General features: G+C 72.9%; 8 protein-coding genes. 6 read left to right on the top strand and 2 right to left on the bottom strand.

Annotated elements, in window-relative coordinates; all coding sequences use genetic code 11:
- Positions 1 to 4: 4 nt before the first annotated feature.
- Positions 5 to 4,405 (top strand): trypsin-like peptidase domain-containing protein, encoded by a 4,401-nt coding sequence (locus ABZ267_RS06050; RefSeq protein WP_356750002.1) that lies wholly within the window; start codon positions 5 to 7, stop codon positions 4,403 to 4,405.
- 15 nt (positions 4,406 to 4,420) lie between these two features.
- Here ABZ267_RS06050 and ABZ267_RS06045 read toward each other — a convergent pair whose 3' ends face one another.
- Complete coding sequence (locus ABZ267_RS06045; protein ID WP_356750000.1) at positions 4,421 to 7,774, bottom strand: BTAD domain-containing putative transcriptional regulator; 3,354 nt, start codon at positions 7,772 to 7,774, stop codon at positions 4,421 to 4,423.
- A 175-nt stretch (positions 7,775 to 7,949) separates the two neighbouring features.
- Here ABZ267_RS06045 and ABZ267_RS06040 point away from each other — a divergent pair, with 175 nt between their 5' ends.
- The 4 genes from ABZ267_RS06040 (at position 7,950) to ABZ267_RS06025 (ending at position 12,264) form a co-directional block, all read left to right on the top strand.
- Entirely contained in the window at positions 7,950 to 8,492 is a 543-nt protein-coding gene (locus ABZ267_RS06040; protein WP_356749999.1) for an SDR family oxidoreductase, read from the top strand.
- Positions 8,493 to 8,594: 102 nt separating this feature from the next.
- Positions 8,595 to 9,884 carry an MFS transporter gene (locus tag ABZ267_RS06035; protein WP_356749997.1) on the top strand — a complete coding sequence of 430 codons (1,290 nt, stop codon included), beginning with the start codon at positions 8,595 to 8,597 and terminating at the stop codon, positions 9,882 to 9,884.
- A gap of 453 nt (positions 9,885 to 10,337) precedes the next feature.
- Positions 10,338 to 11,519, top strand: coding sequence for a transposase (locus ABZ267_RS06030; RefSeq protein ID WP_356749995.1), 1,182 nt, complete (start codon positions 10,338 to 10,340; stop codon positions 11,517 to 11,519).
- Positions 11,520 to 11,574: 55 nt separating this feature from the next.
- The gene (locus ABZ267_RS06025) at positions 11,575 to 12,264 is read left to right on the top strand and encodes a response regulator transcription factor (protein WP_356749993.1); all 690 of its coding nucleotides are present in this window, start codon (positions 11,575 to 11,577) and stop codon (positions 12,262 to 12,264) included.
- 46 nt (positions 12,265 to 12,310) lie between these two features.
- On the opposite strand, the gene ABZ267_RS06020 is transcribed toward ABZ267_RS06025, so the two are convergent.
- The gene (locus tag ABZ267_RS06020; protein WP_356749991.1) at positions 12,311 to 13,069 is read right to left on the bottom strand and encodes an arylmalonate decarboxylase; all 759 of its coding nucleotides are present in this window, start codon (positions 13,067 to 13,069) and stop codon (positions 12,311 to 12,313) included.
- A 208-nt stretch (positions 13,070 to 13,277) separates the two neighbouring features.
- Here ABZ267_RS06020 and ABZ267_RS06015 point away from each other — a divergent pair, with 208 nt between their 5' ends.
- Complete coding sequence (locus ABZ267_RS06015) at positions 13,278 to 14,432, top strand: LeuA family protein (protein ID WP_356749989.1); 1,155 nt, start codon at positions 13,278 to 13,280, stop codon at positions 14,430 to 14,432.
- Positions 14,433 to 14,446 lie beyond the last annotated feature (14 nt).

The following is a 14,446-nucleotide window of genomic DNA, read 5'->3' as shown; positions in this document are numbered from 1 at the left end:
CCCAGTGACAGACGTACCGCAGGACAGCGGCGGAGCCGGCCGGCAGCGGACTCCCGGGCCGCCGCGGGATCCCGGTCCCGGATACGGCCCCGAAGCCGCCCTCGCCGCTGCCGTCGTCCGCGTCAGGGGCCGGGACGGCGTCATCGCGGGCGCGGGCTTCCTGGTCGCCGACGATCTCGTCCTGACCTGCGCCCACGTGGTCTCCGACGCCCTCGACCGGCCCCGGGAGGAGGCCGTGGAGGCCGGGGCCGTGGTCGCCGTCGATCTGCCGCTGGCCGGGGCCGCCGGTGGAGCGTACGACGGTGGTGACCGGACCGCCGAGGTGCGGCGCTGGATCCGCGTCGAGCCCGACCGGACCGGCGACATGGCCCTTCTGTGGCTGCCGGAACCGATCCCCGGCGCCCGCCCGCTGCCCATGGCCGACCCCCCGCGGGGCGTCTGGCACCACGCCGCCCGGGCCGTCGGCTTCACCGACGACCATCCCGGCGGCATCTGGCACAGCGGTACGTTCAAGGGGCCGACCCGCGAAGGATGGATCCAGCTGTCCCGGGGCGACGGCGAGGACGTGTACGTCAAGCGGGGCTTCAGCGGCAGCCCGGTCTGGGACGACGAACTCGGCGCGGCCGTCGGGCTGATGGTGGCCGCCGAGCCCGGACGCGGGCCCCAGCAGGCGTTCGCCCTGCGGACCGGGACGCTGCTGGCCGCTCTGCCCGAGCTCGTTCCCCTGGTCACTCCGGCCACCCCTTTCCGCGGGCTGGACACCTTCCAGGAGTCCGACGCCGCGGTCTTCTTCGGACGGAGCGGCGACATCGACCGGGTGGCCGCCGCGGTGGAACGCGACAGCCCGGTCACCGTGTACGGCCCTTCCGGCTGCGGCAAGTCCTCGCTGGTGCTCGCGGGCGTGGTGCCGAGGCTGCGGGAGGACGGGTACGCGGTGCTGGTCGTCAACGCCGGGCACCTCGCGTCCCTGCGCCACGCGCTCGCCACCGAGCTGTACGACCTGCACCTGAAGGCGCGCGCGGAGAGCACCAGGAGCATCGAGCCGGTCGAGAGTGCGAAGGCCGTGGCGTCCTTGCTCGGCGAGCAGGGGCTGGCCGGCACTCTCCACGACACCCTCGGCCCCCGGGCCGCCCGGGTCCTCGTCGTCGTCGACCAGGCCGAGGCGCTCCTGGACCGTTCCGAGGCCGAGGTGGCGGAGGCCGCCGCTCTGCTCTTCCGGAAGCGGCAGCCGAAGGGCATCCGCGTCCTGCTCACCCTCCGCTCCGACTTCATGGACGCGGCGCTCAACCACCCGGTCATGGGCACGGCGCTGGACGGCGGGACCACCATCCCGCTCACCCCCATGTCCCGGCGCCAGCTGGAGGAGGTGATCCGCGAGCCGGTCAGGCCCCTGCCGGCCGTGGCGTACGACCCCGGGCTGGCGGAGCGCATCCTGAACGACGCCGGCGGCGCTCCCGGCATCCTGCCCCTGCTCGGCTTCGTCCTCACCCAGCTGTGGGACCGGCGGGCCGGCGGACGGCTGCGCCTGGAGACGTACGACGAGCTCGGCGGGGTCTCCGGCGCCTTGGCGCGCCACGCCGAGAAGGCCTGGCGGGAGTGCGTGGACCCGGCGGACGAGGCCGACGCGCTGCGGCTGCTCACCGGGCTCGTCCGGGTGGTGCCCGGCGGTGAGGCCCCGCTGCGCCGGATGATCACCCGCGAGGAGGCGGGCGAGGCACGGTGGCGGATCGCCAAGGCGCTGGCCGGACGACGCCTGCTCGTTCTGCACGGCGACCGGAACGGACCGCAGACCGCCGAGCTCGCCCACGAAACCCTGATCACCACCTGGCCGGCGCTGGCCGGCCAGGTGAAGGCCGACAGCGACCTGCTGGCCGCACGGGCGGAGCTGCGCCACGACCTGGACCGCTGGGAGAAGGCCGGACGCTCACCCGACCTGCTGCCCGGACCGCTTCAGCTGGGCTCCCTGCGACGCCGGTTGTCAGCTCGTGAGAGTGAGATGTCGTCCGAGGAACGGGAGTTCATAGTCCTCGCCCGCCGCCGTCACCGCCACCGGCGCGGCCGCGCACGGGCCGCGTGGGTCGCCGCCGCGCTCGTCCTCGCGCTCGTCGTCGGGCTCGGCACCTTCCTCGTCCAGGAGTCCCGGGTCAGCGCCGTACGGGAGGCGGAGGGACGGTCGCGGTCGCTGGCGACCCTCTCGGACGAGCTGGCGAAGCGGGATCCCGGTGGAGCGGCCCTGATCGCCATGGCGGCCCACGACCTCGCCCCGACCCAGGAGGCCGACAACGCGCTGCTGCGGCGCTACGACCACTTCGTACAGGACAGGTGGGCCCTGTCCGGGACCGAAGGCCTGATCGACCAGGTGGCGACGAGCACGGACGGCCGGGTGGTCCTCGTGACGACCAAGGTCGGAGGCGTGACGAGCTCGAAAGGGGGCGCCGTGCTCTTCGTCCGGGGTGTCGGCGAGCGGATCGTACGGGCCCGGCTCCCCCTCGCCGAGCAGGTCTTCTTCCCGATGGTCAGCAGGGACGGCCGCAGGATCGCCTACCTGTCCACCCAGGACGGCGGCACCCTGGCCTGGCACGACGTGAACCGCGAGGGTGCCGACGAGGCGGCGGTGCTCGGCCAGGAGGAGAGAATCCGCGGTGCGGAGTTCGGGGAGCCGGGATCGGCGTTCGACCAACGCCTCGGCCTCGCGGACCTCTCCCCGGACGCCCGCGAGGTCGTCACGGCGACCGACGGCACAGTGCGTATCCGGGAACTGGCGACTCGACGGACACGGGAGCTGCCCGGGCGGCTGCCCGCGATCGACCGGGTGTGGTTCGGGCCGGACAGCGACACGCTCGTGGCTCATGTGCGCCCCGACGCCGAGCAGGAGAAGGACCAGATCGCCTCACTGGTGGCGGTCGACACCGGCACGGGTAGGACGCGGAAGCTGGCGACGGGCGTCCGTGCGTCGGCGGTCCCCGCTCTCGCCCTGTCGGGCAACGGCGCGGTGCTGACCGTCTGCCGAGAGGGACGTTCAGGGGCCGGCGTCGCGTACGAGGCCGTCCGCGTGGCGGACGGCCGGGTGCTCACCCGGCACGCGACCGGAGAGCTCTCCAGCTCGTGCAAGAGCATCGCGGCCGACGGTGCGGGCGGCCACTTCGCGGTCCGTGCGGTCGGGGCCACCTGGCATGTCGTCGGGACGCGTCCGGGAAGCAAGGTACGGGAGGCCCTGGGGCCCACGAGCCTGCCCAAACTCCAGGACGAGGACCTGTCCCTCGTGGGAGATCCGGAGGAGCCCGTACTGGTCATCCGGGACGAGACCTCGGTGACCGGCCGTGTCCTGGGCTGGAACACCGTCAGGGCCGACAGCCCTCCACTGCTGCTCAGTGGCGCGGCCTGGGGCGAGGGTGGCGAGACGGTGGTCCGGCTCGGGGAGGACGGCGACAGGATGGGCATCGTGCGCATGGACGCGGAGGGATCGACCGTCGTCAAGGAGGTGAAACGGCCCTCGCGGAAGGCATGGTCGGAATTCGGACAGGGTCCGCCGCAGGTGAACGCCGGCCGGAACGGACAGCTGGCCGCCGACCACATCGGCGCGAACAAGGTCCGGGTCTGGGAACTCCCCTCACTGCAGACGGCCACCGACATCGTCGCCGCGCCACCTCCCAAGGACCGGATGGTACGGATCCTCTTCGGACCGGGCGACGAGTTGCTGACCGTCTCCGGCTCCACCGTCGAGCACTGGAACGCCCGGGACGGCCGGCGTCTGTCGAAGCCGTTCGACGTCCGCGACCTGGAGTTCGCCGCGAAGGAGGCGGCGGAGTTCACCGCCTCCTTCCACCCCGAGCCGGGACACGTACAGATCCTGGTCGCCGGTGAACCGGTCATCCATGCCGTCTCGCTGCGCACGGGCAAGGAGAACAAGAAGCTGCGGGTCGAGCTGGGACCCGACGTCAGCACCGCCGTGCTCGACCGGAGCGGCGATTTCGCCGTCGTACAGACCAAGGGCTCCATGGTGGAGGTGTGGTCGGTGCGGGAGGCCGGACATGCCTCGCGGCGGGTGCTCGGCCCGGTCGGGCCGCTGGACCAGTTCGGCGGGTTCCAGCACGGCTTCCAAGGGGACGGCTCGAAGTACTTCCTGGCCAACGGCAACTCCATACGGTTCCAGGACGTGGCGGACCCCGACGATCGCGGCGAGTCCTATGTGTTCGCGGAGGACCAGGAGTTCCTGTCGGCGTCGCGCGACGGCAGGACGCTGCTGCGGCGCATCGACAAAGAGGTGGTGAACATCCTCCACCTCGACCCGAAGCTCTGGAAGAGGGAGCTGTGCGACACCCTCGGCCGCGACCTGACCACGGACGAGCGCCGGGGCTTCCCGGCCTGGCTGCCGGACCGGATCTGCCCGCCCGGCGGCCGCTAGGAGGTGTCCGGCCGGTCAGCCTTCCCCGGCGGTACGGGTCGCCTGGACCGCCTCCTCCGGGTCCAGCCCGGCGCCTTTCTCGTACGCCTCCGAGAACGCCGCCGGGCCCAGCGTGGTCCGGGCCGCAGCGGTGATGCGGTCGACGTCGGCGCGTTCGGCGGGCGGCAGCGGCGCTCCGGCGCGGCGGCGGGCGGCTGCCGCCGCGCCCAGGAGGATGGCCGCGCGGGTGGCGGCGGAGGTGTGGGCCGGTAAAGCGGACGCGCCGGCGAGGCCTTCCAGGGAGAGGGCCAGGGCTCGGGGTTCGGCCAGGTCGCGGGCGATCTTCAGGCCGGCCAGGTGGTGGGTCGTCGCCGTGTGCGCGTCGCCGCGCAGCTCGGCGACGAAGCCGAGTTCGGCCAGGAGGAGGTGGTCGCCCGCCTGGGAGGAGACGTCCGCGTAGCCGTCGCGGAGGTGCCGCAGATGGGCCTCGGCGGCGTCGAGGTCGCCCGAGCGGCGGGCGCCGAGGGCCAGGCCCATCTCGGAGTGGATCTCGCCGTACTTGTAGCCCTGTTCGGCGGCGATCCGGCGCGCCTGCTCGTGCAGGTCGCGAGCGCGGTCGAAGTCGCGGGCCAGCAGCGCGAGCCGGCCGAGCCCGGAGAGCCGCGCCGACACCTCCGCCTCCAGGCCCAACTCCCGCGCCATGAGCAGCCCTTCGTGCTGGCGGTGCTCGGCGTCCTCGTACGCCCCCTTGATCTCGGCGAGTGCGGCGAGCGGCGAGACCGTCTGCAACTCACCCCACCGGTCGCCCAGTTCACGGAAGATGCGCGCGCTGCGCGTGCCGTCCCGGCCGAGGCCGGCGAGGTCGCCGCTGACCAGCGCCAGCGTCGCGCGCAGGCCGAGCGCGGCTGCGCTGCCCCACGGGTCGTCGGCGGCGGTGAACAGAGTGAGAGCGCGGGTGTTCAGCGCGCCGCTTCCGGCCGCGTCGCCCGCGCTGAACAGGCCGTACGCGCAGAGCCAGAGCGCGCGGGCCCGGCGTACGGGGTCGGGGATGGCCTCGGACGTGGAGGCGGTGCTGCGGCCGTCGGCCGTGTCGGCGGCGGCTCCTGGATCGCCGGTCAGGAGCGCGAAAGCAGCGTGGAGGAGGGTCAGTTCGTATGATCCGTCGGCCACCGCGAGCACGGCGGCCAGGCTGCGGCGGGCCTCGGTCAGGCGGCCGCGCAGCAGCCACCACCAGGCCAGCGCGGTGGCCAGCCGGACGGCCTCCGCCGGCTCGCCCGCGCCCGCCCGGCGCACCGCCTCGTCGAGCGCGGCGCGCAGGTTGCCGGCCTCCGCGTCCAGCCGGGCCAGCCAGGGCCGCTGCCCGGCGCCGCGCAGAGAGGGCTCGGCCTGTTCGGCCAAGGCCCGGTAGTGGAGGAGATGGCGGTCGCGTACGGCGGTGAGGTCCTCCATCTCGTGGAGCCGCTCGGTCGCGTACGCGGCGACGGACTCCAGGAGGCGGTAGCGCGGGCCGGTCGGTCCGGCCGCCACGACCACCAGGGACCGGTCGACCAGCCGCGTGACCAGGTCGAGCACCTCGTCCCGCGCCACGCCGTCGCCCGCGCAGACCGCCTCGGCCGCCGCCAGGTCGCAGCCGTCGCTGTGGGCGGCGAGGCGGCGCAGGACGATGCGCTCGGGTGCGCTGAGCAGCTCCCAGCTCCAGTCGATCACCGCCCGCAACGTCTGCTGTCGGGCCGGTGCGCCGCGCTGCCCGAAGGTCAGGACCCGGAAGCGGTCGCTGAGCCGCGCCGCCAACTCCCGTACGCCCAGAGCCCTTACGCGCGTGGCGGCGAGCTCCAGCGCGAGCGGGATGCCGTCGAGACGGCGGCAGATCTCGGCGACCGCCCGGCGCTCGGGCTCCTCCGGCGCGTCCGGGTCGCGCGGAAAGCCGGGGGCGGACGCGGCGGCTCGTTCCATGAACAGCCGTACCGCGTCGGCGGGTCGGAGCGGCTCCACCAGGAACATCGCCTCGCCCGCCAGGCCGAGCGGCTCCTGGCCAGTGGCGAGGACCCGCAGGCCGGGAGCCGTACGCAGGAGGAGCTCGGTGAGTTCGGCGGCGGCGTCGACGACGTGCTCGCAGTTGTCCAGGACGAGCAGGGTGCGGCGGTCGCGCAGAGCGGCGGCGAGGCGGTGCGGGAGAGAGGGCGTGGAGCTGCCGGTGCCCGGGAGCGAGCGGGGCGCGTCGTCGCGGATGCCGAGGGTGGCGGCGACGACCTGGGCGAGGTCGGCGGGGGTGCCGGAGCGGATACCGGAGAACTCCACCAGCCAGGCCCCGTCGGCCAGTTCGCCCGTCCGCGCGCTGTCCCGCTCGGCGGTGGCCGCCGCCACGGCCAGCCGGGTCTTGCCGACGCCGCCGGGGCCGGTGAGGGTCACCAGCCGTGCCTCGGCAAGGAGGCGGGAGAGGTCGGCGAGGGCCTGGCCGCGGCCTACCAGGGGGGTGAGCGGGGCGGGGAGGTTGGAGTGGGGAGGTGGGGTGGTGGTGGGTGCGGTGGGCTGGGAGGTGGTGGGTGCTGAATCCCGCGCCGGTACGTGGTTCGGTGCCGCATCCCGTGTCCGTACGTGGTTCGGTGCCGCATCCCGTGTCGGCGTACGGTCCACCGCACCCGCACTCAGCCCCGGCTCCTGTCGCAGTACCGCTCCGTGCAGCGCGGCCAGTTCAGGGCTCGGGTCGACTCCCAGCTCCTCCGCCAGCCGGGTGCGCAGGGACTCGTACGACGCCAGTGCCTCGCTCTGGCGGCCCGTCGCGTACAGGGCCCTCATGCGGAGCGCGTGCAGGCGCTCTCGTAGCGGGTGGAGCGCGACGAGATCGGCGAGTTCTCCGGCCAGGAGCGCGTGGTCGCCCGTCTCCAGGCGGGCCTCGGCCTGGTCCTCCAGGACGGAGAGCCGCTGCTCCGCGAGGCGCTGAGCGGCCGATCGTACGAAAGAGGCGTCGGCGAAGTCCGCGTACGCCGGTCCTCGCCACAGCTCCAGGGCCTCCGTCAGCAGCTCGGCCCGGACGCGCGGGTCCTCGACGGGACGGGCCCGGGACACCAGGGTCCGGAAGCGTACGGCGTCCACCGCGTCGTCGGTCTCGTCGGCGTCGTCGAACCGCAGCCGGTAGCCGGGAGGTTGGCGCACCACGCGGTCGCGGCCGATGGCCCGGCGCAGCTGCGAGACCTTGGCCTGGAGAGCACCCGCCGGGTTGGCCGGAGGCGCGTCGGCCCACAGGTCGTGGATGAGCCGGTCGGCGGAGACCGGCCCTCCGTCGTTCGCGAGCAGATCCGCCAGCAGGGCCCGGACCTTGGCCTCCGGGACCTTGACCTGCCGCCCCTCACCGTCCCACACCACCAGTGGCCCGAGCACCCCAAACCGCATAGGCGCCACCGTACAGGCCCGGCAAACCGGCGCCCGGTCGGCGCCGAGCCCCGTCACTACGAGCCTCGGCCGGCCACGAAGGCCTCCCGACGGCCACCCGAAGGTTTCCCGAAGGTTCTCCGAAGCGGCCCGGCGCAGTGTCGTACCAGCGGGAGAGCGGAAGGAGCGGCAGACCATGACCAAGTACGCGCGCCGCAAGGCCCTGGTCGTCGGTGAGGCCACCGGTATCGGCCTGGCCATCGCCAAGCGGCTCGTGGAGGGCGGTGCGAGCGTCCTGCTGGCCTCCCGTACCGAAGAGGAGCGCGCCCACGCGGTCGGTGAACTCGGCTCCGCCGCCCGCGTCGTTCCGCCGTCATCCGTCGTGGGCCTGCTGGACGGAGAGAGCGGCGTCGATCTTCTCTTCGCCGACGCCATTCCTACCGCCCGGCCCCTGCTGCCGCACCTCCGCGACGGCGGCGCGGTCGTGCTGACCGCGCCCACGCCGTGTCCCGACGCCGTGCGGGCGCTCGCCGCCGAACTGGCCTCCCGGGGCATCCGCGTCAACGCCGTGGCGCCGGGCTGTATCGAGGCGCCGGGCTCCGGCGCCGTACCGCTGCCTCCGCTGGGACGTCTCGGCGCCGCCGAGGAGGTGGCCCGCGCCGCGCTCTTCCTCGCCACGGAGGCCACGTTCACCACCGGCGCCCGGCTCCCCGTCGACGGCGGCCTCGGCCGTCCATGAGCGGCCCCGGCACCGTCCGTGAGCGGTATCGGCGCCGTCCGTGAAGCCTCCACCGTCCCCGCACCATCGCCCCTTCCCATCAGGAAACCTGGAGCACACCCCATGAGCACCGCACCCGATACGGCGCCCGCCTCCGCCGCGGCACCGGACCCCAAGGGCGGAGGCGAGGACACGCAGAAGCTCCCGCTCTTCGCCCTGCTGGCCCTCGCCACCGCCGTCTTCATCACCAGCCTCACCGAGACCCTCCCCGCCGGTCTGCTGCCGTCGATGAGCCAGGACCTGCGGGTCAGCGAGTCCGCCACCGGCCAGACGGTCACGATCTACGCAATCGGCACCGCCCTCACCGCGATCCCGCTCACCGCCGCCACCGCCGGCTGGCAGCGTAAGAAGCTGCTGCTCACGGCCATGGCCGGGTTCGCCATCGCCAACACCGTCACCGCCGTGTCGTCGGTCTACGAGCTGACGATGGTGGCGCGGTTCGTCGCCGGTATCGCCGCCGGTCTCGCGTGGGCCCTGCTCGCCGGGTACGCCCGCCGCCTCGCTCCCGTACACCTGCAGGGCAAGGCGATGGCCATCGCCATGGCCGGTATCCCCGTCGCACTCTCCCTCGGCGTGCCCGCCGGTACGTTCCTCGGCGAGTGGCTCGGCTGGCGCGCCGCGTTCCTCTCGATGACCGGGCTCACGGTCGCGCTGCTGGTGTGGATCTTCGCCGGCGTACCGGACTTCCCCGGCCAGGCCCGCGGCGAGCGGCCGAAGCTGCTGCGCACGCTGACCATCCCGGGCGTCTCGCCGGTCCTCTTCGTCACGCTGGTCTTCGTGCTGGCGCACACCATCCTGTACGCGTACATCGCCACGTACCTCAAGGACCTCGGCCTGAGCGGGCACACCGGCCTGATCCTGCTGGTCTTCGGCGCCGCCTCGCTGGCCAGCATCTGGATCGTCGGCGCGCAGATCAACCGCCGGCTGCGCGGTCTCACCGTCGGCGGCGCGCTGCTGGTCGCCGTCGCGTCACTGCTCCTGGCCGTCCTCTCCGACACCACCGCGCTCGTCTATGTGGCCGCGGTGCTGTGGGGTCTGGGCTGGGGCGGTGTGCCGACGCTGCTGCAGACCGCCGTCGGTGACGCGGGCGGCGAGTCTGCGGACGCGGCGCAGGCCATGCTCGTCACGCTCTGGAACGTCGCGATGGCCGGCGGCGGCATCGTCGGCGGCATCCTGCTGGACACGCTCGGCAGCGAGTCCTTCCCGTGGACGGTCGTACTGCTCCTGCTGCCGGTGATCGCGGTCACGCTCTACGCCCGGAAGGCCGGATTCCCCGCCCACCGGCCGTCCGCCGAAGCGGAGGCGAAGGCGGCGACGGAGACCGACGCCAAGGCCGAAGCTCCTGCGACCTGACGACCCGACGACCCGGCGACCCGACCGCCGGAGGGCACCCCTCCCCGTCCTCCGGCGGTCGTCTCCCGTACGAAACCCAGCCCCGGTCGTACGAAGCCCGGCCTCTGGTCGTACGACGCCCGCCGCCCCGCACCTACGACAGTCCCCTCACCGGGACACCGTCTCCGAACTCCGTGCACAGCACCGTGCCGGGGCCATGTTCATGATTTGTTGACACTTCGCCGGGCGGCTCCGCAGACCGCTCCACCACTGGTGGAGCCCGGTCCTCCACCTCCGCACGCACCTCGCAGACGCGCTGCGGAGGTGGGTTTTCGCAGGTCAGGCCCCGAACTTGCAAAATAGACGGCCGACCCGGGCAAACTCCGGCCAGGGCGGTACTTTCACCTCGTACTGATGTGCCATGTATCCACTCGGGTGCGAGCGGTGACAAGTATCGAGGGGGCGTAGCGTCACATGTCGTCAAGTGAGGTGCGGGCGGCGGTGCCGGGCGACGGCGCGTACATGCGGACGTTCATGGACGAGATCTTCCCGGCGTTCCAGCGGCCGGAGCAGCGTCGCTGGGCCCAGACGTACCTCTGGGCCCTGCTCCATGTGTCCGGCAAGAAGACACCTCGCCGCATGGCACTGGCGAAGCCCTTACCTTCGGCCGCGGCACACGGTCTCCACCAGTTCATCAACGCCAGCCCGTGGGACTGGAACCCGGTACGAAGACGGCTCGCCCGTCGCGTCGCCGAGCGGACGACACCGCACGCCTGGACCGTCGCCGAACTCATCATCCCCAAGCGCGGCGAACACTCGGTAGGCGTGCACCGGCGTCTTGATCCGGCCACCGGGCGGACCGTCAACTGCCAGCGGGCGCTGGTCTTCTTCCTCGCCTCGGGCACCCAGTGCTATCCGGTGGACTGGAGCCTCGTGCTCGGCGGCGCGTGGGACTCGGACCGGGAGCGCAGGCGCCGTGCGCGCATCCCCGGTTCCGAGGCCGGGCGCACGCCGGCCGACCATGTGATCGGGTACGCCGCCGGGGTCGCGGCGCAGCCACGGCTCGCGGGGCTGCCGTGGGTGCTGGACCTTACCCGGTGCGACGACGCGGCGCGGGTCCTGGCGGGGCTCGGGCGGCTGCGCGCCGATGTGGTGTGCGAGGTGTCGCCGGACCATCCGGTGCTCCTCACCGGCCAGCACACGCCTGCCGTGACCACGGTGAGCGCGCTCATGGAGGTGCGGCACGCCCGGCAGACCCACGTCCTGCTCCGGCAGACGCCGAACGGCCGCGTCCGGCCCGTACCCGTGCACGCCTACGCGGGCACGGTGGGAACGCCGCGGTCCGGAGCCGGCGATGAGGCGGGCGGACGCCCGTACCGCATCCTGGAGAGACCCGACCCGGACGGCAGGCAGCCGGCCCGGTACTGGCTCACCACCCTCACCGACCTGCGGGTGGAGGACGTCCTCCGGCTGGCGCGCAGCCACGCCGCCGCCCTCTCGGCCGTGACGACGCTCGGCCGGCGGTTCGGCGTGCTCGACTTCGAGGGCCGCTCCTTTCCCGGCTGGCACCACCACATGACCATGGCCTCGGCCGCCTACGTCTTCCAGCGCCTCTCCGGAGCCCCGGCCGCCGTGCTCGCCGGCGCTCCGCACTGACGTGCGGGCGCTCCCGACCGACGTGACGGCCAAGGAAAAGGCAGAGGTGGGACACATGAGACGGGTACTCGTGGTGGAGCAGGACGCCTCCGCCGCAGCGGCCATGGTGAGCGATCTGCGGCGGCAGGGATTCACCGCCGGCAGCGTCTCCACGGGAAAGCGCGCGCTCCGCGTCCACGGTGACGCGGATCTGGTGCTGTTCTCCTTGGAGCTGCCGGATATCGACGGACTGGAATTGTGCCGGTCCTTGCGCAGCGGCGGCGATACGGCCCTGATAGCGGTCACCGAAGCCGATGCCGAACTGGAGCGGGTTCTCGTCCTGCACGCCGGGGCCGACGACTGTGTGGTGAGAAGCTGGGGATTCCGGGAAGTCGGAGCGCGCATCGAGGCGGTACTGCGCCGCGTTCAGCCCCGCCAGATGCTTCCCGCCGCCATTTCTCTGCGTGATCTCCATATCGATCCGCGACGGCAGGAAGTCCGCCTCGGCGGACGGCTCATCGGCGTCACGTCGAAGGAATTCGAGCTGCTCTACACGCTGGCCGCCACGCCGGAGACGGTGGTGACGCGGAAGGAGCTGATGGCCCGGGTGTGGGGCAGCAACTGGGGGCACACCAGCCGGACCATCGACACGCATGTGAGCAGCCTGCGGGCGAAACTCGGCGCCGGTGGCTGGATCATCACGGTCCGTGGCGTCGGCTACCGCATGGGATATGCCTGGCAGATGCCGGAGACGACCGCGGGCTGAGCGTTCCCAGGCGCGCTTCCCAGAACGCCTGGCCCCGGGGCGCGCCTCACACCGCCGCGCCCTCCAGCCGCCGCAGCAGCGGATGGTCCGCCGGTCCCGTCTCGCCCACCATCCGCCGCGCCCACCACGCCGAGGCGAGGTTCGACGTCAGCAGCGTGCGGTCCGGCTCGGTGCGGGCCAGTTCGGTGAGCGCGGCGAGCGTGCCCATGCCCGTACCCGTGCAGAGCAGGGCCGTGCCGGCGGGCAGCTCCCGCTCCCGTATCCGCCGCAGGATGGCCTCGGTCGTCACCTTGTACGGGTCGAAGTGCGCGGTCCCGCCCGGGCTCGCGGCCTCCTCCGCCGGGACGAACACCACGCCGTCGACCGTGAGCCCGGCCCGCTCCCAGAAGGCGCGGGAGGTGTCGGTGAGCCAGGGTTCGTACGGCGAGACGAGCGTCAGCCGGCTCACGCCGAGCGCCTCGCAGGCCGCGAGGATCGCCTGTGTGGAGGACTGCACCGGCGAGCCGGCGCGCTCGGACAGCGCGTCGCAGAAGGCCCGGTCGCCGGCCGGCTCCAGCAGGTAGTGCGAAGCGCTGCACGCCACCACGGTCGCGTCCAGGCGCAGCGCGCCGAAGCTGCCGAGCAGGGCCGGGAGCACCTCGTTGTACGTCTCCAGCATGGCCCGCAGTCCGGCACCCGGCGTCACCGGGAAACGGGAGGTGTACACATTCATTCCGGCGCCGAGCAGCTGGTTGAACTCGGGTTCCGCCGTGGGATTTTCCGGCGGCACGACGACCCCTAGCCGGGGCAGCGAGAAGAGATCCATGCCCAGCACCGTAGGACGTACGTCACATCAACGGGTGCCTTGCGTCCGCTATTTGGCACGCCCGCACACCGACCTTGCACTCCCTTTCCTTCCTGACATTCCTTGACACTCCGCAACACAGCTCTGACACGGCGGATATTGCTCCTTCCAGCCAGGCGCCGAAAGATATGAGTCATCGCAATGCAGCCCCGAAAGAGGAGCAGAGCACATGGCAGCAGAAGGCCCCGAGAAACTGGAGAGGCCGCCCCGGATATCGGACGCGACCCTGCGGGACTCCGCACATATGGCAGGCGTCGAATTCGGCCCCGAGGACGCCGCCGCCATCGCGGACCTGCTGGTGCGTACGGGCGTCGAGCTCGTCGAGGTGGGCATGGTCTCCGGACCGGACTCCAAGGACGCCGACCTCGTCCTCGCCACGCACGAGGCGGTCACCGCCGAGCGCAGCATGACGCTCGTCGTCGTCCGCGACCGCCGCCAGGTGGCCCGCGCGCTGGACGAGGCCGAGCGGCTCGGCGTACGGCACATCATGTACTCCATCCCCACCTCCGAGCAGCACGCGCAGCTGAAGCTCGACTCGGCGAGCCCCAAGTTCCTTCAGGCGCTGGCGCGTTCGGCGATCCAGCAGGCAAAGGAGCGCGGCTTCCACGTCACGTTCAGCGGTGAGGACGGCGCCCGTACGCCACGGGAGCGGCTCGTCCCGTATGTGGAGGCGGGGTTCGCGGCGGGCGCCGACCGGTTCCGGCTCGCGGAGACCGTCGCGTACCTCTCGCCGTGGCAGATGGAGGAGGTCATCGCGGACATCACCGCGATTCCCGGCTCCGAGATCGAGATCCACTCGCACAACATGCTCGGCATGGCCGTCGCCAACTCGCTCGCCGCCGTTCGCGCCGGCGCCCAGTGGATCTCCGCGACCGTCGGCGGCATCGGTGAGCGCGGCGGCAACGCGCCGCTGGCCGAGCTGCTCACCTCGCTGCGCGTCATCCACGGCGACACGCGCTTCGACCTGACCCACCTCACCGAGCTGTCCCGGATCGCGCTGCGCGGCGCGGGCCTCGGAGAGGCGTTCCAGTCCGGACCGACCACGCCGCACGCCTTCGCGTACGAGCTGCCGGGCCAGCTGAGCCACCCGCACGCGTACGAGACGCTGCCCGCCGAACTCGTCGGCAACCGGCGCGAGTTGCGCGTCCGCTCCCGCCTCACCACCGCGCTGGTCCGTTGGGCCCTGGCCGATTCGGGCCTGGAGGTCGACGTCGACGCCTTCACGCCGTGGCTGGCCGAGCGGCAGGAGCGGGACGGCCGGCCGCTGCTGGACCGGGACACGATCCGCAAGGCCGCCATCGACTTCCGTCCCGTACCCGCGTAACCCACCTCACCCGT

It is taken from the genome of Streptomyces sp. NPDC006174 (assembly GCF_040614075.1).
GTDB lineage: Bacteria > Actinomycetota > Actinomycetes > Streptomycetales > Streptomycetaceae > Streptomyces.
This window is presented reverse-complemented; position numbering and strand designations above follow the sequence as displayed.